At 55.3% G+C, this 22723-nt stretch carries 14 protein-coding genes; 9 read left to right on the forward strand and 5 right to left on the reverse strand.

All coding sequences use genetic code 11. The features are described 5' to 3' along the window. From D3A97_RS14385 to D3A97_RS14410, 6 genes are all read left to right on the forward strand, one after another. Nucleotides 1-1440: a RagB/SusD family nutrient uptake outer membrane protein gene (locus D3A97_RS14385; protein WP_119079174.1), complete on the forward strand. Its 1440-nt coding sequence runs from the start codon at nucleotides 1-3 to the stop codon at nucleotides 1438-1440. 78 nt (nucleotides 1441-1518) lie between these two features. Next, complete coding sequence (locus D3A97_RS14390; protein ID WP_157986544.1) at nucleotides 1519-4215, forward strand: DUF4962 domain-containing protein; 2697 nt, start codon at nucleotides 1519-1521, stop codon at nucleotides 4213-4215. A 36-nt stretch (nucleotides 4216-4251) separates the two neighbouring features. Beyond that, nucleotides 4252-5100, forward strand: coding sequence for a phosphatase PAP2 family protein (locus D3A97_RS14395; protein WP_119079176.1), 849 nt, complete (start codon nucleotides 4252-4254; stop codon nucleotides 5098-5100). Nucleotides 5101-5247: 147 nt separating this feature from the next. Continuing rightward, on the forward strand, nucleotides 5248-8205 hold the full coding sequence (locus D3A97_RS14400) for a PVC-type heme-binding CxxCH protein (RefSeq protein ID WP_198674000.1): 2958 nt from the start codon (nucleotides 5248-5250) through the stop codon (nucleotides 8203-8205). Between the two features lie 8 nt (nucleotides 8206-8213). Next, a complete protein-coding gene (locus D3A97_RS14405; RefSeq protein ID WP_119079577.1) occupies nucleotides 8214-9278 on the forward strand; it encodes a ThuA domain-containing protein in 1065 nt (354 codons plus the stop codon). Nucleotides 9279-9409: 131 nt separating this feature from the next. Next, entirely contained in the window at nucleotides 9410-10264 is an 855-nt protein-coding gene (locus D3A97_RS14410; protein ID WP_119079178.1) for a sugar phosphate isomerase/epimerase family protein, read from the forward strand. A 118-nt stretch (nucleotides 10265-10382) separates the two neighbouring features. Here D3A97_RS14410 and D3A97_RS14415 read toward each other — a convergent pair whose 3' ends face one another. Continuing rightward, nucleotides 10383-11618 carry an MFS transporter gene (locus D3A97_RS14415; RefSeq protein WP_119079179.1) on the reverse strand — a complete coding sequence of 412 codons (1236 nt, stop codon included), beginning with the start codon at nucleotides 11616-11618 and terminating at the stop codon, nucleotides 10383-10385. A 181-nt stretch (nucleotides 11619-11799) separates the two neighbouring features. On the opposite strand from D3A97_RS14415, the gene D3A97_RS14420 reads away from it, so the two are divergent. Next, complete coding sequence (locus D3A97_RS14420; protein WP_119079180.1) at nucleotides 11800-12252, forward strand: BP74-related protein; 453 nt, start codon at nucleotides 11800-11802, stop codon at nucleotides 12250-12252. Between the two features lie 16 nt (nucleotides 12253-12268). Here D3A97_RS14420 and D3A97_RS14425 read toward each other — a convergent pair whose 3' ends face one another. Genes D3A97_RS14425 through D3A97_RS14440 form a run of 4 tightly spaced genes read right to left on the reverse strand, consistent with a single transcriptional unit; the run spans nucleotide 12269 to nucleotide 17187 of the window. After that, the gene (locus D3A97_RS14425) at nucleotides 12269-12460 is read right to left on the reverse strand and encodes a hypothetical protein (protein WP_119079181.1); all 192 of its coding nucleotides are present in this window, start codon (nucleotides 12458-12460) and stop codon (nucleotides 12269-12271) included. Continuing rightward, on the reverse strand, nucleotides 12450-13595 hold the full coding sequence (locus tag D3A97_RS14430) for a PepSY-associated TM helix domain-containing protein (RefSeq protein WP_119079182.1): 1146 nt from the start codon (nucleotides 13593-13595) through the stop codon (nucleotides 12450-12452). The genes D3A97_RS14425 and D3A97_RS14430 overlap by 11 nt, the downstream gene beginning before the upstream one ends. A 4-nt stretch (nucleotides 13596-13599) precedes the next feature. Then, nucleotides 13600-14817, reverse strand: a complete 1218-nt coding sequence (locus tag D3A97_RS14435; protein WP_119079183.1) for a DUF4374 domain-containing protein — start codon at nucleotides 14815-14817, stop codon at nucleotides 13600-13602. Nucleotides 14818-14826: 9 nt separating this feature from the next. Further along, entirely contained in the window at nucleotides 14827-17187 is a 2361-nt protein-coding gene (locus D3A97_RS14440) for a TonB-dependent receptor (protein ID WP_119079184.1), read from the reverse strand. Between the two features lie 904 nt (nucleotides 17188-18091). On the opposite strand from D3A97_RS14440, the gene D3A97_RS14445 reads away from it, so the two are divergent. Further along, nucleotides 18092-21178 carry a SusC/RagA family TonB-linked outer membrane protein gene (locus tag D3A97_RS14445; RefSeq protein ID WP_119079185.1) on the forward strand — a complete coding sequence of 1029 codons (3087 nt, stop codon included), beginning with the start codon at nucleotides 18092-18094 and terminating at the stop codon, nucleotides 21176-21178. 28 nt (nucleotides 21179-21206) lie between these two features. Further along, on the forward strand, nucleotides 21207-22709 hold the full coding sequence (locus tag D3A97_RS14450; protein ID WP_119079186.1) for a RagB/SusD family nutrient uptake outer membrane protein: 1503 nt from the start codon (nucleotides 21207-21209) through the stop codon (nucleotides 22707-22709). Nucleotides 22710-22723: the final 14 nt, after the last annotated feature.

Raw genomic sequence — 22723 nt, forward strand, 5'->3', positions numbered from 1 at the left:
ATGAAAAGAAGACAAGCATATATATCCATCCTGCTCCTGTCCGCTGCCATGGCTGCCTCCTGTGGCAAAAACTTCCTGGAAGAGGAGCCTTCCACGGCCGTGTCCGTGAACGGCGCCATTCTCACGGAAGGAGATATGATGGAAGCACTGGCCGGTACCTACCGCATCATGAACGGTTATTTCCTCTATGGCCGCAACGCGTTGCTCTGGGGAGACCTGCTGGCGGATAATGTGTACACCAGCAGCTCCAACTCCGGCAGGCTGCTGCCGTGGAACAGTTACATGTACGTAGCCGGCAACGCGGAGGCCACGCAGCTATGGGGGCAGCACTACTACGCCATATTGCAGGCTAACCGGATACTGGCCGTCAATTTGCCGGAAACGGCCACCACCGGCCAATTGAAAGGAGAGGCCTACGCGTTGCGCGCTTTCCTCTACCTCAACCTGGTGAACTGGTACGCCAAACCGCATACGGTCAATCCCGCGGCAGACGGCGTACCGCTGGTAACGGTGCCCACCAGTATTGGCGGGGCTTTCATCAAACCCGCCCGCGGCACGGTGGCGCAGGTGTATGACCAGATCATCAGCGACCTGGATAAGGCTTTTGATCTGATGCCCGCCACCACCCCGGCCATTCATGCCGGCAATACCAACTTCCTGTCAAAGTATGCTGTAAAGGCGCTGCAGGCAAGGGCATATCTCTATAAAGGAGACTATGAGAACGCGCGGGACGCGGCCCTGCTGGTGGTGCAGAACGGCGGCTACACGCTGGCGTCCACAGCGGCAGCCTTCACGTCTTACTGGGCTTCCAACGCCGCGCGTACAGACAAGCTGGAAACCATTTTTGAGCTGAACAATTCCGCCGCCGCCAACAACGGCGTGGAAGGGCTGGATTATATGTACTCCAGAACAGGGCTGGGAGACATGCTGGTAACAGATGATACGTATGCGCTCTATACCGCCACAGACCGGCGCCGCGACCTGATCTTTGACGGCACCCGCGGCGGGCAGCAGGTATATTATGTCAACAAATACCAGAACACCGGCGTGGCAGACCGGGACGAAATAAAGCTGCTGCGGTACGCGGAAGTGCTGCTCACGCTGGCGGAATCTTACGCGCGGCTGGAAGATGAGACCAACGCGCTTATTTACCTGAACATGGTAGCGCAGAACCGGGACCCGCAACTGGTGGCTTATGCCTTCACCGGCCCCGCGCTGGTAGACGCCATTATCCGGGAGCGCCGCAAGGAGCTGGCATTTGAGGGGCTGCGCTTTTTTGACCTGGCCCGCACCAACGTGGATTTTACACGGCAGAACATGGGCGCCAAGGCATACTCTTCTTATGTAGACGTCAAAACAACAGACTTCAGAAGAATACTGCCCATCCCCGAAGTGGAGCTGAGCGCCAACCCGAGCATAGTGCCCAACCCTGGCTATTAATGGGTATTTTACGGTAGATTTAAGGTTCGGTTCCCCGGGGCGCGTCCCCGGGGAATTTGATGATACAAGGCATACACGATGAACAAAGTGAGAACAGGTTTATTGCTTTTGCTGCTTGGCTGCGGCGCCCTCCAAACATTTTCGCAAGCCTACCCGGCGGTGGTGGGAGACCGGTACGTACAACGCCAGCAGGCCAAAGAAGCGCGCGTGAACCGCGGTACCACGGCAATAGCGGGCGGTAAATGGTTGCGGTTGAAGCCGGGCAGGGAAGCGGGGCGCTCCGCAACGCCGGATGTGGTGTTTACCGTTAAGGCGCCCGCGGCGGGCCTGTACCAGCTGGCTACCTACGCGGTGCCGGTGGCGGAAGGAAAGCCCGTTACCGCCCACATGACCTTGCAGATAGATGACGGGCGGCCCACCAAACGCATTGTATATGACCAGTACCACGCCGCCAACCAGGTAACCGGCAAGTTTGCGCTGAACGGCCGGGCGCAGCAGGTGAAAATATGGCTGCCGCCGGGTATACAGCTGGGTTACATTGAATGGAAAAATTACAATGACCCGGCGGTGCCCGCCGCCGCACGCGCCTATATGCCGGCTATTGTACCGCCCGCGGCGCATCCGCGGCTGTGGGTCACCCCGCAAAGCCTGCCCCTTGTCAAAGCGCGGCTGGCAACAGAAGAGAACAGGCCCGCATGGAACAAAGTGAGCGCGTTGGCAAAAACGCCTTTCAGCTTTGACCCCGCGCCGGATGAAGAGACCTTTTACCGCGAAGACCTGGAAAAAGCCGTGGAAGCGCGCGCCTTTTATTACCTGGTAACGGGCGATGAAAAGACCGGCAACGAAGCCGTACGCCTCATGCTGCGATACATGCAGGCGCTGGAGTTCGGGAATGTGACCTATGGGGATATTACGCGCGAAATAGGCCGCGCCATCTATGCCGCCGCGCTGGTATATGACTGGTGCTACGACCTGCTCGGCAAAACAGAAAAGGACATACTCTACACGAACATGCTGCGCCTGGCGCGCGATATGGAAATAGGCTGGCCGCCGTTTATGGACAGCATCATCAACGGCCACGGCAACGAAGCGCAGATCTGCCGGGACCTGCTGGCCATGAGCATGGCCGTATACAATGAAGACCCGCTGCCGTACCAATATACATCCTACACCATCCTGGAGCAGCTGGCGCCCATGCGCCAATTCGAATACGCATCGCCACGGCACAACCAGGGCGTAGACTATGGCGCCTACCGCTTTGGCTGGGAGATGCACGCCGTGTGGCTCTACTACCGGATGACGGGCCTCTCCGTATTTGATGACAACATCAAACACCTGCCGTACTACTGGCTGTACATGCGCCTGCCAGACGGGTACATGCTGCGCGACGGGGACATGTTCAGCCGCAGGGCAACAGGCGCCGAACAGTTGTACTGGAAGCAGCCGCAAACCATGCTGCTGAGCTACGCCTACGCCAATGACCCGCTCATCAAAGGCGAGTTTGAACGGGAAGGGGGGCTGCCGGACAATCCTGTACTGTATCTGCTGGTAAACGATCCCGCATTGAAAGCGGACCATCATATCGCTTCACTGCCCCTCACCAAAGATTTTGGTACCGTGCTCGGCTCCATGGTGGCCCGCACCGGGTGGAACAATACACCCGCCAGTAAAGACGTGATAGCGGAAATAAAAGGCGGCGGTTATCATTTTGCCAACCACCAGCATGCGGACGCCGGTGCGTTGCAGATCTTTCACCATGGCATACAGGTAGGGGATATTGGCCTGTACCTGTCTTACGGTACGCCGTACGATTACAATTTTAACAAAAGGTCTGTGGCCCACAGCATGATGCTGGCCCTTGACCCGGAAGAGCCGCTGCTTTTCCGCGCCAAACAGCGGGATGGCGGCACGCGCTTCAACCAGCGCTTTCCCATGACGCCGCATGAAACCACGCAAGACCCCTGGTTCAACAACGGCCAGGTGCTCTCCGCGGACTTCGGCCCTTCTCCGCAAACGCCCGCCTTCAGCTATTTCAAGGCAGACCTCACCGGCGCCTACACCGCCAAAATGAGCCGGTATACCCGCGCCTTCTGTTTCCTCCGCCTTGGCAGGGAAGATGTGCCGGCGGCCATCATACTGGCCGATGATATGACCACCGCGCAGCCCTCTTTTCAAAAATACTGGCAGATCAACACCATGCACCCGCCGGATGTGAATGATGGTGTGATGGTGCTTCGCAACGAGCTGAACGGGCAAACGGGCAAAACATATGTGAACATGCTGCTGCCCGCCGCCGCAGACCGCCATACGGAAGTGCGGAGCGGCCCGGCGGCCAACAGCACCTTCGGGGAAACCTTCACGGTACGGTCAGACAAGCCGGAAGCCCATGCCACCCGCATCATGATCTCTCCCAAAAACGCCCGCGCCCGGGACCGTTTTTTAACGGTGTTCCAGATGGTAGAGGGCGATGGGCCGCCCCTCCCCGTAGATCTTCAGCAAACCGGGGAATGTTACCAGTTGAGGATAGCAGACCGTGTGGTGTGCATGAGCGCCGGTACAGACCTTGTTCGCGCTTCTTTTACCTTACATATACCGGCAGACAGCGCCGCGTACCAGGTAGCGCTGCTGGGCCTGCAGCCGGGTTACTGGAACGTCAGGAGCGAAGACGGGACAGTGAATTTTAATGTGGATGTAAAAGCGGGCAGGAACACCGTGTATTTTTCAGCAGGGAAAGGAACGTATACCGTTAGCCCGGGCAGGGCGTACACCAGATAAATCACTTATATTTACCCGCAGAATAACGTTCCGCATATGCTGTGGCCCAAATGCCTTTTCAGAAACTGTATCCTGTTTTTCCTATTGCTTTGCACCGGCACGGCCGCTTCCGGCCAGGCAGACACGCTGCCCGGGAAAATATACCGCGTTAACTGGAAATACGAGCTGCCCATACCCGTGGCCGCCCTTACGGCATCTTACTTCGGCTTTTCGGCGCTTGACCGTACTTCCGCCTACAAGCTGGAAGACCTCCATGGCCTTGACCCCAACAACATCAACCGCTTTGACCGGCCCGTGGCCTTTAATAACCCCGCGCTGTTCAAAAGCGCGCAAAAAAGTTCAGACCTCTTCCTCAATATTTCCATTCTCAGCCCCGCGCTGCTGATGATAGACCGGCGCATACGGAAAGACTGGCTGGACCTGCTGGCGATGTACCTGGTGTCTCACACGGTAGACAACGCCATCTATTTTGCCGCCGCTTTTCCCATACGCCGCACCCGGCCGTACGTGTACAACCCGCAGGTAACACAGGAAGAAAAGATCGGCATTGCCAAAAGCAATTCCTTTTTCAGCGGGCATGTATCCTTTGCCGCCACATCTACCTTCTTTTTAGCCAAAGTGTTCACAGACTATCACCAGATCAAAGGCCTGAAAAGAGTGGCCATCTATTCCGCCGCCGCCGTTCCGCCCGCATTGGTAGGCTACTACCGCGTGCGCGCAGGCAAACATTTCAGAACAGACGTGATACTGGGCTTCCTCATCGGCGCGGGTACAGGCATTGCCGTGCCGGAGTTGCACAGGCAGATCAGGAAAAGCGAAAGGCTCAGTATTTCCCCTTTTTACAGCCCGGAAGGAAGCGGCTTTTCACTGAATGTGAAAATATAACAAGGTTGAGGTAATTTTCTACATACAGGACGCAGCAGGACGGTGTTCTGCGAATTTAGCCCTACATTGTTTGGTGATTTGATGAAGGAACATGGAACGGACATGTTCTGGTTTGTATGATATCGACCACGTATAATGAAACCATTGATGAAACTTATCCACCTTAAATTAAGAAGTCGCCTGTTTTGGGGCTTCTGTATGCCTTTGATGGCCGTAATGGCCGCATGTTCCCCTTCCGGGAAATTCGAGTTTAAAAAAGGAGACAGGATTGCGCTGGTTGGTAATGCACTGGCGGAGCGCATGCAGTACGATGGCTTCCTGGAAACCTACCTGCAGGCGGCGCAGCCCGGCAAGGAACTGGTGTTCCGCAACCTCGGTTTTACGGGAGACAGGGTGATGCACCGCCCGCGGGCGCACAAAGCCTATGGAGACGCCAACACGCACCTCACCCGTGTGCAGGCCAGCGTGATATTTGCGTTCTTCGGCTACAACGAGTCTTATGACAACGACCCGGCAAAGTTCAGCAAGGAACTGAGCGACTGGATCGATTCAACGCGGCTGCAAAAGTATGACGGCAAGAACGAGCCGCGCATGGTGCTCTTTTCTCCCATTGCGCACGAAGACCTGGAAAGCCCGAACCTGCCGGATGGCAAAGAGAATAACAAACGGCTGGAAGCGTACACCCGCGCCATGGAAGAAACGGCAAAGGCAAAAGACTTGGTGTTCGTAGACCTGTTTGCCGCCACGCAAAAAATGTATGCATCGGAAAAAGCGCCGCTCACCATCAACGGCGTACATCTGAATGAAGACGGCAACCGCCTGGTAGCCCGATTCATTACCGAACAGCTGGCGGGCGTAGTGCCCCGCACGGAAGAGGCAGACCTGAACAGGCTGCGCCAGGCCGTGCTCAACAAGAACGGCAACTGGTTCAACCGCTACCGCGCAACAGATGGTAACGACGTATGGGGCGGCAGAAGCGAGCTGCACGGCAACTATGAAACGCTGCAGCGCGAGCTGCAGATGCTGGACACCATGACGGCCAACCGGGACAAGCGCATCTGGGCCATTGCCGGCGGCAATAAAGACGTACATCCCGTAACGGACGATGAAGAGCCTTTCTGGGGCGCCTGGGAAGCCTGGGCGGTAGATACGGCCATGGATGACAGCAACGTGCCGCAGCCGGTGAAAGTGGAATCGAACTTTAAAAAAGACGTAGTATACCTCAGTGGGGAAGAGGCCATCAGCAAAATGCATGTGGCGCCCGGCCTGGAAGTGAACCTCTTCGCATCTGAAGAGAAGTTCCCGGAAATAGCCAACCCCGTAACGGTCAAGAGAGATACCAAAGGCCGCCTGTGGGTGGCCGCCTGGGAAAGCTACCCCAAACGCGAGCCGCTGAAAGAAATGAAAGACCGGCTGGTGATATTGTCTGACACGGATAAAGACGGCAAGGCAGACAAGTCGGTTACTTTTGCCAGGGTACACAACCCCACCGGCTTCGAGTTCTGGAACAACGGCGTGATCGTGATATCCGCTCCCAACATCCTGTACCTGAAAGATACGGACGGGGACGACAAGGCGGATGTACGCATGGTGCTGCTGGGCGGTATTGACGCGGCAGATACGCACCATGCCGCCAATAACCTGTTCTTCGGGCCTGACGGGTATATTTATTACCAGCGCGGCGTGTTCATGGTCTGCAATGTGGAAACACCGTGGGGCCCCAGCCAGGAGAACCACCAGCCCGGCCTGTTCCGTTTCAACCCGCGCACGTATCAGTTCGACTTTGTAGTGGAGAACAGCCCCAACGCCCACGGCATCAGCTTTGACAAATGGGGCTACCAGTTTGTGACAGACGGCACCACCGGCCGCGCGTACCAGGTGTACCTGGATAACGACGGCACCCGCGCGCCGGACGCAAAAGACTTCAAGACCCGCCGGCTGCTGAAACAGACCGTTCGCCCGGTGCCCGCGCACCAGGTACTGTCCAGCCAGCACTTCCCGGCTGAATATGATAACAATTTCCTGATCTATAACGTGATCGGCTTCCAGGGCATGAAACGCTACAAGCTGGCGTATGACAGCGGCAAGGTATGGGGGGAGGAAATAGGGGACATGCTGTACTCGGACGATCCTAACTTCCGGCCTACCTCCGGTGTAGTGGGAGAAGACGGCGCGCTGTATATCAGCGACTGGCAGAACCCGCTCATCGGCCACATGCAGCACAACATCCGCGATCCCAAGCGCGATCATGTCCATGGCCGCATTTACCGCATTACCGCCAAAGGCCGCCCCCTGTCAGAACCGGTGGCTATTGCCGGCCAGCCCGTGGAAAAACTGCTGGACCTGCTGAAGCACCCCGTGAACGAAGTGCGCCACCAGGTGCAGATAGAACTGAGCGGCCGCGAAACGAAAGAAGTAATGGCCAAAGCCAAAGAATGGGCCGCACAGTATAAAGCAGACACGGAAGAAGGCGCGCACGCCCTGCTGGAAATACTCTGGCTGCACCAGCGCCACAACGTGGCCAACAAGGAACTGCTGGCGCAACTGCAAAGTTCTCCCATAGAGAACGCGGTACGCGCGGCAGACCGCGTGGCCTGGTTCTGGAAATACCAGGGTAAAGACATTGGCGGCCACGCGCAACACCAGCACGGCGCAGACACCAGCTCCGCCGCGGTAGCCGCCGTACACAACCCCGGCCCTTCCGGCAAGCGGGTAGACGTCAGCAACAAAAGCGAAGCGGAGGTGATAATAGGCACTATTCCCGAAAGGATGCTCTTCGATACAAAAGAGATCATCGTGAAAGCAGGCCAGCAGGTGAAGCTCACGCTCAAGAATGTAGACTTCATGCCGCACAACCTGGTGGTGGTAATGCCCGGCACGGCAGACGAGGTAGCGCAGGCGGCCATTGACCTTGGCAGCGAAGGCTTCAAGAAGAAGTTCCTGCCAGACAACAAAAACATTCTTCACGCCACCGGCCTGCTCAACAATAATGAAACACAGTCGCTGGCCTTTAAAGCACCCTCGCAACCGGGCGATTATACGTTTTTATGTACCTTCCCTGGCCACGGTCAGCTGATGCGGGGAACATTGAAAGTTATTAAATGATCAGGAACATGAAGAAAAATATAACAAGACTGCTGCTGCTCTGCGTGCTGGTGCTTACCCAGGTGGCTTGCGGCCAGCCCAATGATCCATATGCCGACTACCGCATTGTGTATAAAGGAGACAGCGGCCCGGGCAAAGGAAAGAACATTGTGTTCATTGCTTCAGACCATGAGTACCGCTCCGAGGAAAGCCTGCCCGCCCTGGCCCGCATACTGGCCAAACGGTACGGGTTTACCTGCACCGTGGTGTTCGGGCTGGATTCTCAAAGGAACATTTTGCCCGGCAGCTCAGACCTTCGCGGCCTGGACGCGCTGAACAATGCGGACCTCATGGTGATCTTCACCCGCTTTTCCGATTTCCCGGACGAGGAAATGCAGCACATCAATGATTACCTCGAAAAAGGCAAACCCGTGGTAGGCCTCAGAACGGCCACCCATGCGTTCAATAACGCCAAAAATCCCAAGTGGGGCCACTACAGCTACCAATACAAAGGGCCCAACACTACCTGGCGTGACGGTTTCGGTGAAACCATCCTCGGAGAGACCTGGGTGGGGCACTACGGCAAAAATCACGCACAGGCCTCCCGGTTATTGCTGGAGCAAGGGCAGGAGAGCCACCCCGTGCTGGCCGGCGTGAAAGACGTGTTTGTACAGTGCGGCGGCTACAATGCGGAACCGGAGCTGACCGGCTCCACCGTGCTGGCCCGCGGCCAGGTGCTGAACGGCATGACGCCAGACTCGCCTGCGGACACTTCCAAAAAGGAGCTGCCCGTAGCCTGGGTACGCAATTACAAGCTGGACAATGGCGCCAGCGGCCGCGTGTTCACCACTACGCACGGCGCTTCGGAAGACCTGCTGAACGAGGGTTTCCGCCGTATGCTGGTGAACGCCTGCTTCTGGACAATGGGCATGGAAAAAGACATAGACCCGCAGGGCGATGTGAATTTTGTTGGCCCTTACCAGCCTACTACATTCAACTTTGATGGGTATAAGGCCAATGTGAAACCGGCAGACCTGGCCGGTTTTGAATCACTCATTATGCCGGGAGAGATAGTGACACCGAAAAAGAAATAGTAGGAAACCGGGCAGGATGCATTTTATCGCATAGGGCTATGTTAAGGCGGGTTTATGCCGTACATGTTTAATCTTGTTAGCCTTGATGTATCCCGGATGTGATCTGGCCCGTAAAAGATCAATATTAGCAGATGAATAAAATCGGATTTAATGTACTGGCGTGGTCAGCCGTTGTATCTGACGAGCTGCGGCCGGTAATTGAGCGGCTGGGCAAAACAGGGTACGATGGGGTGGAGTTCCTCATAGGCGCGCCGGATGACAAGGCGTACAAGCAGGTAGGAGACTACACCGCTTCCCTGGGCCTGGAAACCACCGCGGTGTTTGTACTGGGCCCTGATGAAAACCCGGTAGACCCTTCCGCCGCTGTCAGGAACAAGGCGCTGGAAAAAATCAAATGGACGATAGACCGCGCGCATGACCTGCGCGCCACCGTGCTCTGCGGCCCCTTCCATTCCGCGTTCACCACCTTCACCAAACGCGCGCCCACCGCAGATGAATATGCATGGAGCGCGGAGGTGCTGCACCAGGCCGGGGATCACGCCGCGCAGGCAGGCATTTTGCTCACGCCGGAAGCGGTGAACCGTTTTGAATGTTACCTCTGCAATACCATGGAGCAACTGGCGCGCCTGGTACAGCAAACGGCGCATCCCAACGTGAAGGCCATGTTTGATACGCATCACGCCAATATAGAAGAGAAAAAACTGGGCGATGCCATTACGCAGATTGCGCCCCTGCTGGGCCATTTTCACATCAGCGAGAACGACCGGGGCACGCCCGGCAGCGGCCATGTACCCTGGGATGAAGTGTTTTCCACCCTGGCGCGCGTGAACTACAAAGGCTGGCTCACTATTGAAGGCTTTACCCGTAACGATCCTGACTTTGCCAACTCCATCGGCGTATGGCGGGAGTTTTCCGAGCCATGGAACATGGCGGAAAACGGGCTGAAGCTGATAAAAGACATGTGTGAAAAGCACGGGCTGATGTAACCCGGTGGCTTGCCGCGCGGAAGACAGGCCATGTGGCAGGCATCATTCGTTACTATAAAAAAGTGAGGGAGTATCTGAATGGATACTCCCTCACTTTTTATGTTAAGCCGGCGCCCGCTTAATGCGCGGCCGCTACCTGGCCCTGGCTGGCCGGCGTTCTTTTCTGCCAGAAGAAGAAAATGATGAACAGTACAATGAGGATGGCGGGGAACATAGCCATTTTGGCCAGCGTGTCCTGACCGGCAACCAGTTCAAGCTGGGCGCCGCTGAGGCCGCTCTGTGCGCTTTCCGCGCGGGCGGAATCTATCCAGCGGCCAATGATGGGCTGGAAGATGGAGCTGGAGAACATGCCCACACCGCCGATGATAGACATGCCCAAAGCACCGCTGAGCGGTACCCGCTGTGCCACGGCGCCTACCATGGTAGGCCAGAAGTAACAAACGCCGATGGCGAAGCATACGGCGGCTACATACGCCATAGGGCCGGTCACTACACTGAAAAGGTAAATGCCGATGGCCGCAAAAATAGCGGAGATCAGCAATACGCCCGTTTGGCCCAATGCCTGTATCACGGGGCCGGCAAAGAACCTGCCCACGGCCATGAGGCCGGTTACCAAAGCCAGTATGAGCATGGGGCTGGCGCCGCTGCTGCTCATTACCAGGCCTACCCACTGTTGCGGGCCAAATTCACTGATGGCGGTGAGGGCCATGCAGATGAACAGGAAAATGTAAGTGGGAGATACCATGGCCTTGAGGTTTTCCGCCAGTGACGTGGCGCCTTCTACCTTGGGTGCGGGGAATGTTTTACCATAGAACAGTACTGCATATATGATAGTGGGGATCATGATCACCCACATTTGCAGTTGCCAGCTCAGGCCGGCATCTGTCATGAATTTGGAAATAAGGCTGCCTATTACGATGCCGCCGGGGAACCACATGTGGAAGCGGTTGAGCATCTTGTTCATTTTTACACCGGAGTAGCTGTCTGCTATCATGGGGTTACAGGCCGCTTCCGTACACCCATTGCCGAAGCCGATGAAGAGGGTGGAGATCAGCAGCAGCGTGTAGCCGCCGGCGTAAATGGTGAGTATGATACCCAGCGCGTGCGCCACAAAAGCCACCCGCATAATGTTCCGCGGGCCAAAGCTGTGGTATACCAGCCCGCCAATGATCATGGAAATGGGAAAACCCAGGAACCACATGGAGTTGATGAACCCGAGCTGCTCCGCGGTCAGGTTGAACTGTGCGCCCAGCTGGGTCAGGATACCGGCCCTGATGGCAAATGTGAATGCGGTGGTAATGAGAGCGAAACAACTACCGTTAAATAAGGCGGTCTTGTTAACGTCGGCAGTCATAGACGTGAAATTTTAGAAATTATTGCAATAGTGCTGTCAAGGATAAGGTTTTGAAAACTTATCCGTACAATATATAAAATATATCTAAAGGATTTACTTCCTGCCATAATTTTTTTTACAAAAACAGCCATGCGGGAGGCACCATTTTTGTGCCTTCCTCCCGGAACAAATACGGAATACCATGTCTTTATTCAAACCCGCCTGCCTGCTGGCAGTGTTGTTGGCGGGCGCCGTAGCCTGCAACAAGAACGGCCCGCCGCCGCCCAACCCCGGCTACCGCTATTTTGAAGTAGCTAAAAAAGTACCGCCGGAAGACTGGCGGGATAGCGCCTTTGTAGTAGCCACCAGGGATTCTGCGCTGCTGCAGCAAATAGATTCCCAGTTAACCCTGCCCATAGCGCAGCGCAAAATAGTGAACGGCGCGCTGGCAGGCGGCAGCGCCAGCTATAACACGAACGGCACGCATGTTTTCAAATGGCATTTTATGGAAGATGACTGGGCGCTGGCCGATGTAAGTGCGGAAATATTTGACGGCAGGCCGTATACGGATGTAGACGTAAACCTGGCTTACTGGCTGGATACCGTCAAGCGGTTTGCGCCATGGGGCTTTTACATCCGGAAGGAAGTGAAATAAAACAACGGGAAGCAGCTTACAGCTCCTCCCGTTGTTCTTTCCGGAAATAATAATGTTTGATGATGAGGTAAAGCGGGATGCCCAGCCCTATCCAGGAAAAAATGTCCCAGATGCCATCGCCCGCCAGCGCTATAATGAGGCCGGCCAGGGAGAGCACGGCCAGTATTAGCGGCATGCCCCACAGTTTCATGAAAGGATTATGCTTCATCGTATTCCTCAATTTTTTCGTTTAGCCGGCTCCATTGCATTTTGGCCGCTTTCCGGCGGGCCACCCACAGGTAGAGGCCTGTAATGAGCACTACAATAGTGGCCAGGTCAAACAGGGCCCATATTATTTTTAACGGCCAGCCGCCATAGTCGCCAAAGTGCAGCGGTTGAGACACAAACAGCGTGATCACGTACCAGGGCATTTTGCGCGCGTCCGTGAGCGTGCCGTTCTCCGCGTCTACCAGCACGGGCATCAGCAGCCGGGCCGTCAGCTCCGTTTTGCCTTTCATAAAAATGCCGTAGTGGTGTTTGCTGGTGAACATGGTACCGGGGTAGGTGATGATGCTGGCTTTCATGTCTGGCGCGGCCTTTTCCGCTACCAGCAGCGCACTGTCAAGCGAAGCGTATTGGCCTTCCAGTGGCGGTTTGCTGGCATAGGGCGCCACCATTTCCTTCAGCTGGCCCTGCTGCCAGGCAAACAGCACCACATCATGCAAGGCGTTGATGATGCCGGTAATGCCTACTACAGTGGCCCAGGCCAGGGTAACAATGCCTATGAGGTTATGCGTGTCCAGCCAGTGCAGGCGGCGTGACTTGTATTTGCGCACCATGCCGAAATCGAACTTCTTCATGATACGCCCGTACAGCACCACACCGGTAATAATGGCAATAACGAACACAATGCCCATCAGCCCCAGGAACAGCATGCCGCCAATGCCGAGGAACATGTCCCGGTGAAGCCGCAGGATGAAGTTCATCACGCCGTCCGTGGTAGGCCTGTCCAGCACGGCGGCGGTGTAGTCGTTCAGTACAACATATTTACTGCTGTCATACGGCGCTTCCGGGCGGGGCGCCACGTCAAACAGCGTTTTGTTGGGCTCGTCTTCGTCCCAGTACACGTACCGTACGCGCTCGCCGGGGTAGAGGGCTTCGGCGGCGGCGGCCAGCTCATCAAGGCTTTTTTTCTGCGCGCCCTCCGGTATTTCCGCCACTTTCTCTTCTTCCAGCACATGCTCCAGCTCGTGGTGAAAGATCAATGGCAGCCCCGTGATGCAGAGCATCAGCAGAAAAATGGTACAGATGAGGCTGGTCCATTTATGCCATAAAAACCAGCGTTTGGCCGTTTCAATTTTCATGTTGTTACAGGTTCAGTTTGATAAAACCGGAAACAAGGCCGCCGTCTGTTACGCTGAAAGCCTTGGTGGCGGTGTTGTTGCTTTCGTTCAGCAGGTAATAGCCGTTCTCGGCGCCGTTGGCCATCCAGAGGTAGATCTTCCCGTCCATTTCCACAATACCCTGCTCGTTGGAGTGTACGTAGCGTGTTTTGGGCATGCCGGTAATTTTGGTAGCCGCCAGGGTGTTGATGTCAATAGCGTAGTAGTCCCAGATAGGCGTGCCCAGGTTGGAGAAATCAGGCGCCAGCTCTACAGAAGGGAGCTGCACATAGATCTTGCCGTTCTTTACCACGCTCACGCCAATGGTGGAATGCGCCTGGTAAGTGTCTGCTTTCAATATCCAGCTGCGGTCAAAGTCCGTTTCACCTTTTTTGATGCGGATCACGGAGCTGTTGGTAATACCTTCGTTAAAACCGGTGTAATAGAAATACAGCGCGCCATCGTCTCCCAGCGTCCACATTTTGTTGGCGCTGGAGCCCCAGCCCAGTGACTTGATGCCATCGTACTGGATGGTTTTTTCCAGCTGGTTGGTGGCAATGTTGATCACGGCCATTTTAACATAGTCTACGGCGTCATCGCCATAACCGCCTGCCTGCGTGGTGCTTCCGTAGGTAACGCCTACATACAGCTTGCCTTCTTTGGAAGCGATTGTGTGCTGGCCCACTGCCTGGTATTTAACGCTGGCATCGTTTATTTTCAGGGAGTTCAGGTCTATTTCACCCGTACGCTGCATGGTGGTAGGGTTGAAGATCTGCAGCAGCATGGAGCCTCTTGCCGGGTCAAGGTAATAACCGGTGGTCTCGTTCACGATGTGGAACATCTGCCCGTTGGCGAGGAAGCCTTCTGCGTTGATCTTCCCGTCTGCCGCTACCGTCAGTTTCTGGATGCCCGCTTCGCCGGCAATGTTGCTGCGGTTGAATATCCACTTGTTATAAGCGGTAAAGCCGAAGGCGGAGGTCATTTGCAGGGTCTTTTCGCTGATGTTGCTGAAGCTGCCGCCAGGTACGCCGTCATATGCTTTCATATAACCGGTGGTGGCCAGGTCTTTTTCATTGGTGAACAGCACATAGCCGAATTTACCGTCGTTGCCGTTGTCCGGCGCGGGATCGTTCTTTTTGCTGCAGGAAGCCAGCAGCACTACTGCAGATAAAACGCCGATGCTTTGTTTGATCAATTTATTCATTGTATATACTTAAAGAGAGTAAGAAATTTTTACTGAAAAGGCCCTGCCGGGGTTCTGTATCTTGAAATTGTCGAACACGGCCACGTCAAAGATGTTCTTCACCTGGAAACCCACAGAGAACATGCCTGCCGGGGAATACGTGAACCCGGCGGTGTGTATGTTCTGGTCCGGGATGATGTTGCGGGCGTCTATCCCGGCCTTGCCGAAGAGGCCGAGGAAACCGTCCGGCTCCACGGATTTCGGGATATAGTCCAGGTAATATTCCCGTACAAAAGAGTAATACCAGTAGATGTTTATTTTATCCTGCTTGCGCAGCAGGTTGTTGAATTTGGCGCTCAGCCCGGCATTGGCAAAAAAGTAGGGGGTGTTCTTGAGGCGCGCCTTGTCTCGCGCAAAGTTGCCGGGGTCTGCCAGCCGCAGCTCCTGGAAGGTAACATTGGCGTTGGCGTCCAGCCAGCGGGTCACAGACACGCTGCCGTCTACATCTACCCCCAGGCCCTTTACCTTTTCCACGTTCTGGCTCTGCGCAAACATGAAGTTGATGGGCATGAGCAGGATGAGGTCTTTGGTATAGCGGTAGAAAGCATTGGCCTCTATGCGGTAGCTGGCGGGGATGGCTACTTTATAACCGGCGCCGATGTTGATGCTCCTTTCCGGCTTCAGTTCAAAGTTGGACAGCTTGAGGTTGCCGTCTCCAAACAGCTCGTCCTGCTCCGGCAGCCGCAGCGATGTTTCAACAGACAGCTGCAGGGAAGCGTACTGGTTGAGGTTGTACCGCAAACCATCCGCAATGCCCCAGGCGGACCTGCTGTTGATGGTGTTCACTTCATCCCCGCGGTAGTCCGCATCGCTGGCATTGGTACCGTAGTGGAAATATTTGCCGATGAGGCTGTTTTGCAGCCTGCCTTTCGCAAAAGAAGACGTAAGCCCCAGCGCCACGATCATTTTGTTATAAGTAGCGGGCACGGTAAGCACGTCTTTGCCGGTAGAGAACTTGTGGCCGTAGGGATCGGTGCCTTCGCGGCGGAAGTTGTTGGCCACCACGTTGAGGTTCAGCGCCTGCGTGTTGGTGAGCTGGTAGTTGAGGTTGGTGCGGGAGGTCAGATACCGGAAGTTGATGTGGGAGAGGGAACCGGTGCTGGACATTTCCCCGATTTCCGTTTCGGAACGGGTGTATTGCCCTGCCCAGTTGTACCGCCCGTGAGCCGTATCTACCGTTGCTGTGCGCAGGGTATTGTAGGCCAGGAACTGGCTGATGTCCAGCTTGCTGTTGAGCAGTTTCTTTTTATATAACAGGGACGGCACTACGGAACGCTGGCTGCCCGTTACGGCGCCATAAGGCTTTTCCATGCTGGAACCGAACTGGAACTGTTTGTCTACCGAAAAGGCGGTGACCGTGAACCGCAGCTCGTCTGCCCAGCCTGTATTGGCGAGGCCGGCAAAGGCTTCCACGTAGTAGTTGGAGAACTGGTTGTGGAACAGGCGGGTGGTGGTATCTTTTGACGCGCCGGTAGACGGGTCTGTGAGCCGTACCGTAGCTTTGTAATTATTGTCGGAGTAGTTGTAGAAACCGTTGATGCCCGCAAAGAGGTTCCCTTTGGCGTTTTTGTAATAAGCGTTCAGGGAAGCGCGGTGGGTGTTGAAAGAACCCAGTTCGTAAGAGGCGTTGAGGAAGCTCTTCACATCGTGGCGGGTAACCATGTTGAGCGCGCCGCCGAGGGCGTCTGCGCCGAGGTGGAAGGGCAGGATGCCTTTATATACTTCCACGCGTTCCAGCATGTTCACCGGCACCAGCGAGATGTCGAAACCGGCGCCCAGGTAATCCAGCGGGATGCCGTCTTTAAAATACCGCACAGAACGGTTCTGGAAGCCGTTCAGCATCAGGTTGCTCCGGCTGCCCAGGCCGCCCGTTTGGCGGATGCGGATGCCGGCGGAGCGGTTCATCAGCTCCACCAGCGTGGTAGGCTGCTCCCGGTAAATGGCCGTGTTGATGGATTGCACCTTTACCTGCTGGCCGGTTTTCTGCGCGGTGATCACCACTTCTCCCAGGTCTTTGGCGGCAGATACCTCGAGGGTGAAGTTTTCGGTAATGGTAGTATCGTTCCCTATGACTATTTCTTTGGCCTGCCCGGCATATTCCATAGACAGCACCCGCAGTACATATTGCCCGGCGGGAATGCCGGCAATACGGTAGTTGCCGTTCTCGTCCGTTTGCGTACCATGGGCGGTGCGTTCCAGTGAAACGGTGATATAACTTAAAGGCTTGCCTTGTGTGGAAATAATGCGCCCCTTCACAGCGCTTTTTTGGGCAAAGAGGCTGGTACAGGTAAGGGACAGGAATAAAAACGGTATAAAAATTTTCGCTTGCATGCTTCCTTCAATGAAACTTTCTGCAAAGTAGGGGGCTTTCTATACGGCGGGTTTTACAAATCGGGAATATTGTTTACGCAATCGGGAAAAATAGCTCTTTCGGGGAGCCCGGCCGGCTGGGAATTGTTTCACCGCCTGAACGGGGAAGAGATCAGGTATTACCTAAACAACCGTGCTGCTGGCGGAGTTTGACGGTCTGCGCAAGCCCAACCGTTACGGCCGGCTTCCGCTTCACAACAGCAACTCCGCTACGCACAATGCCGCCTTCAACCGGCGCAGGAAATGACTGGGTGCTGTTGGTCAGTATGCTATAAAAAATGCCGCAGGGAACAACGGAAATGGGAGCCTTCCGTTATTGTCCCCGCAGCAAAAAAGCAACGCGGTGGGTACCACGTTCCCGTTTTTTGAGTATCAGTTATATAGTTCTTCCAGCAAATTACAACATGCTTTCCACTTAACTGTCCTGTACCTTCCTGCCCGCTACTGGCGCGTGTTTTACCAAAATTATAATCCGGTAATATCATATCAATATTTGCTAAAAAGCATGTAACAGTCTGCCTGTTGCGTGATTATCTTTATTGTAATTGAAGTAGTGTGCAGCGAACCGTGTATTTGATGTTAATCCGGTAAATCGAGATTCCAGTTAAATTCTTTGTTATGAAAAAACCTAACGATCCGCGTGACCCGATTCCAGCAATTATGATGGCAAGTACAAAGTTTTCCGTGATACAGTGGCAGGTATGAAATAGTTGTTGCGTCAACCCGTGGGCAGTACGTGCGCAGTGCTGCCTGTTGTTGTCTCCTGTTATCAGCATTTTACATTTCTCCGCAATCCTGCATGCCGGGGGTGACCGGCCATGCTATTTCTTAACTCCGGCGGCCTTGCCGCTGTCAAATCAGTCATATGCGAACAAAAAAGCTGCATGGGACCATACGTGGCGTAGTGTATGCCGTCCTGCTGATGCTCCCCCTGCTGGTGCGGGCACAGTCTGTAACTATCAAAGGCACCATTACCGATGAGCAGGGCGTCCCTGCTATAGGTGCCACCGTGGCCGTGAAAGGAACTACAACCGGTACCGTTGCGGACGCGGAAGGTAAATTTACCCTCCAGGTAACGCAAGGCGCGGTACTGTTGTTTTCCGGCCTGGGTTATGAAACACAGGAAGTAACGGTAGACGCCCGTGCCGAGTACCGGATCACCTTAAAGGGCAAAGCGTCCAGCCTGAATGAAACGGTGATAGTGGGTTATGGTACCCGTAAAAAGTCAGACCTCACCGGCGCGGTGGGCACGGTAAGGGCCGAAGCGCTGGCGGAGCGGCCGGCTTCTTCCCTCAACCAGGAGCTGTCTGGCAGGGTTACCGGTGTGAACGTATCTTCCAACTCCGGGCGCCCGGGCGGCAGGGCCAACATCCGCATCCGCGGTTTCAGCTCCATCAACATCCAGAACGACCCGCTGTACGTGATAGACGGCGTGATTCTGAACGTGGCCGGTTTACAGAACGGCAGCTCGCCCATAGATTACCTCAACCCGAATGATATTGCCTCCATCGAGGTATTGAAAGACGCCTCGTCTACCGCTATCTACGGCGCCCGCGGCGCCAACGGCGTTATACTGGTCACCACCAAACGCGGCACTTCCGGCGGCGGCGGTCTTACCTACGATACAGATTTCAGCATCGGCACCCTGCCAAGGAAACTGGGCGTACTCAACTCGAAAGAGTTTCTGCAGGTAGAGGAAACAGCCTACCAGAACGCGGAAAAGTATGACCCTGTGGGCTGGGCTAACGGAAAGTATGTAGACCCCAGAACGAAAAGAACAGACCCGCGGCTGTTTGACGCGCAGGGTAACCCGCTGTATGATACGGACTGGCAGAAAGAGTCCACACAAAAGGCGCTCACGCAGAACCACCAGCTGGCGTTCACCAATGGCAACGATAAAGGCAGCTACGGCGCGTTCCTCAACTACCGTAACGAGAACGGCATTATTAAAGGCTCCTGGCAGAAAAGGTATGCCGCCCGTTTTGTGTTTGACAGCCAGATCAAAGACTGGCTGAAAGTAGGCGGTACATTGGGATATACAGACCAGAACGACAAACAGATAGACCAGCTGGGCGGCGGCGGCATTGTGACCATGCGCCAGGTGCTGGAGGCGCTGCCCATTATCCCGGTCAAATTCCCAGACGGCACCTGGGCCGGCAATGATGATTACCCGGGCATGGAAGGCGGCGGCAACCCTGTACAGGTGCTGGAGGAACGGCTGTATTTCCTTCGTACGCAAACCCTGCTGGGAAATATCTACGCCAATATTCAGCTGGCTAAAGGCCTGGAGCTGCGCACCACCGTGGGCAGCAACATCATCAACCAGCGGCTGGACTATTACGCGGGCCGGGACCTGAACTATATCTCCCGCTCGCAGAAAGGCGTGGCGCAGATCACCAACAACCGCTTCAACTCCTGGCAGTTCGAGAACTACCTCACCTACAATAAGGAGTTTGGTAAGATACACTCCCTCAACGCGCTGCTGGGCCTTTCCTGGCAACATATAGACCAGTTCAGCGCCAATGCGTCTACCCAGGGCTTCAGCGATGACTATTTCAAATACTACAACCTGGGCGCCGGCGCCAACCCGCAAACGCCCGGCTCAAGCGGTACGGCATACGGCCTTAACTCGTATTTCACGCGGCTGAACTATGGCCTGCTGGATAAATACCTCGTCACTTTCACCGGCCGTATGGACGGGTCTTCCAAATTCGGGCGTAACAACCAGTACGCCTTCTTCCCCTCCGCCGCGGTGGCATGGAGGGTCTCGCAGGAAGATTTTATGAAGGCCATACCCGCTATCTCCAACCTGAAGCTGCGCGCCAGCTACGGCGCTACCGGCAACTCGGAGATACTGGCTTACCAGGCCATGGCCGGTATGGGCAATTACGATGTGGTCTTTGACGGCGTGCGCAGTCCCGGTACGGGTATCAGCCGTATGGCCAACGACGATCTTAAATGGGAAAAGACCCTGCAAATGGACGCAGGTATTGAACTGGGCTTGCTGGACAACCGCATTTCCATGGAGCTGGACGTGTACCGCAGAAAAACGGTAGACATGCTGCTGGCCGCCCCGCTGCCCACCACCAGCGGCTATTCCAGCATTACCCGCAACATTGGCAGCATGGAGAACAGGGGGATAGAGTTCTCCATTAACACCACCAACATACAGCGGGACAACTTTTCGTGGAGCAGCCAGTTCAATATTTCTGTGAACAAGAACAGGGTGCTGGAACTGACCGGCGGCAGCGATATCTACTCCGGCGCTACGGTGATCCGTGTAGGCGATCCCGTTGGCGCCTTCTTCGGCAGGGTGAACCTGGGTACCTGGAGCACGGCGGAGAAAGACGAGGCGGCCGTATACAATGCCCTGCCGGGAGATATAAAGTACCTTGACCTGAACAACGACAAGCAGATCAATGATAAAGACCGCACCATCATCGGCAAAGGCATCCCTGACGGCTTCGGCACTTTCCTGAACACGTTCCGGTACAGGAACTGGTCGCTCACCGTAGACCTGCAGTACATGTACGGCAACGATGTGCATGACAGGAGCATCCACTCGCTGGAAGACCGCCAGGGCATTGCTAACAGTTATAAAACGGTGCTCAACGCGTGGACGGAGACCCATCAGAACACGCCCATTGCGCAGCTCCGCCCCGTTCCCGCAGGATACGATACCAATAATGACAGCCACAAGGTAACAGACGCCTCCTTCATCCGCGGCCGCAACCTGCTGCTGGCATACGTATTCCCGGCCTCCGCCACATCTGCCATGAAGCTGAGCCGCCTGCGGGTATATGCCTCCATGCAGAACTTCTTTGTGTCTACCAAATACACCGGTTATGACCCGGAAGTGTCTAACTCCGGCTCTCCCTTTGACCAGGGGTATGCGCTGTACGACTATCCCAGGCCGCGCCTGTTCCTGCTGGGCCTGAACGTAGGCTTGTAATTATTGTAAACCTTAAACCGGAAGTAACATGAAACCATACATATTAAAATACCAGTTGCTGTTCTGGATGGCCGCCGCCACCGCGCTCACCGGCTGCTCCAAGTTCCTGGATGAAACAGACCCGAGCAATTTCACCGTAGACCAGTATTACAAGACCGCGGAGCATGCGCGCAGCGGGGTGAACAGTATTTACGCCTCCATGCGCGAGGCTACCTCCAGCGGCTTTGGCGGCGGCGCCTGGATGATGACGGAATTTGCCACCGGCCTGGCGGCTACAGACCTGGGGCAGGCCGTGAACAGCTATTTTGTGAAAGACCTCATTAATACGCCTGATAACGGGTATGGGCGTACGTACTGGGTGAGCTATTACAGGGGCATTGCCAACGCCAACCTGGCCATAGAAAAGATACCGGACATCAACATGGACGAGGCGGAGCGTAAAAAGCTGCTGGGCGAAGCGCGTTTTCTGCGGGCCTGGTATTACTTTGGCCTGGTGCGCATGTTCGGCAACATCCCCCTCATCCTGCAACCCGTTACCCTCAATTCTCCCGAGCTGAAACCCATGCAGGTACCGGCGGAAGAAGTGTACGCCGCTATTGAGGCGGACCTGAAAGAGGCCGAAGCCTCCGGCCTGCCGTGGACGGACGCTTCCGGCAAAGTATGCATGGGCGCGGTAAAGGCCCTGATGGCGCAGGTGTACATTACCATGGCCGGTTACCCGCTGCAAAAAGGCGCGCCTTATTATGAGCTGGCCGCAAAAAAAGCGGAAGAAGTGATCGACTCCAAACAGTTCTCGCTGTTTGCCACGTACGCAGACCTGCATAACCCCGCCAGGAAGAACACGGGAGAAAACATTTTCATGATGCAGTTCCGCACCCAGGTACTCCCGTCCGGCTGGCAGGTAGCCATTTTGCCGTACAACAAGAACATTTCCGCGTATTCTGATGAAACGGGCGGCATCTACGCCAACATTGACTTCATCAGGGCATTTGACCCGGCAGACCTGCGGGTAAAGGAAAAACAGTTCTTCTATACTAAATACACGTCTGAGTCTGACCGTGCCAAAACGGTAGACCTTGGCGGCTATTACATCTACAAACATTTTGACGAGACCGCGCAGCTGACCACCGCCAACAGTGACCTGAACTGGCCCGTGATCAGGTATGCGGAAGTGTTGCTCACCTACGCAGAAGCTGCCAACGAAATGGCCGGCCCTGCTGCAAAGGCCTACACTGCGGTGAACGATATCCGGAAACGCGCGGAGCTGCCGGAGCTGGCGGGCCTCAGCAAAGAACAGTTCAGGGAGGCCGTATGGCGGGAGCGCTGGTTTGAACTGTGTTATGAAAATACCACCTGGTTTGACATGGTGCGGCTGCGCAAGGCCATGGACCTTACCACCCGCCGGTTTGAAGAATACGTGGGCCACAAGTTCTCTTACGGGCCGGTGGTGTCTGAAAAAGAGCTGCTCTTTCCCATTCCTTCACAGGAAATACTTGACAACTCCAACCTGCAGCAAAATAAAGGTTATTGAGAAGAGAGAAGCGG

Origin of the sequence: Chitinophaga alhagiae (assembly GCF_003568665.1) — a bacterium.
Lineage (GTDB): Bacteria > Bacteroidota > Bacteroidia > Chitinophagales > Chitinophagaceae > Chitinophaga > Chitinophaga alhagiae.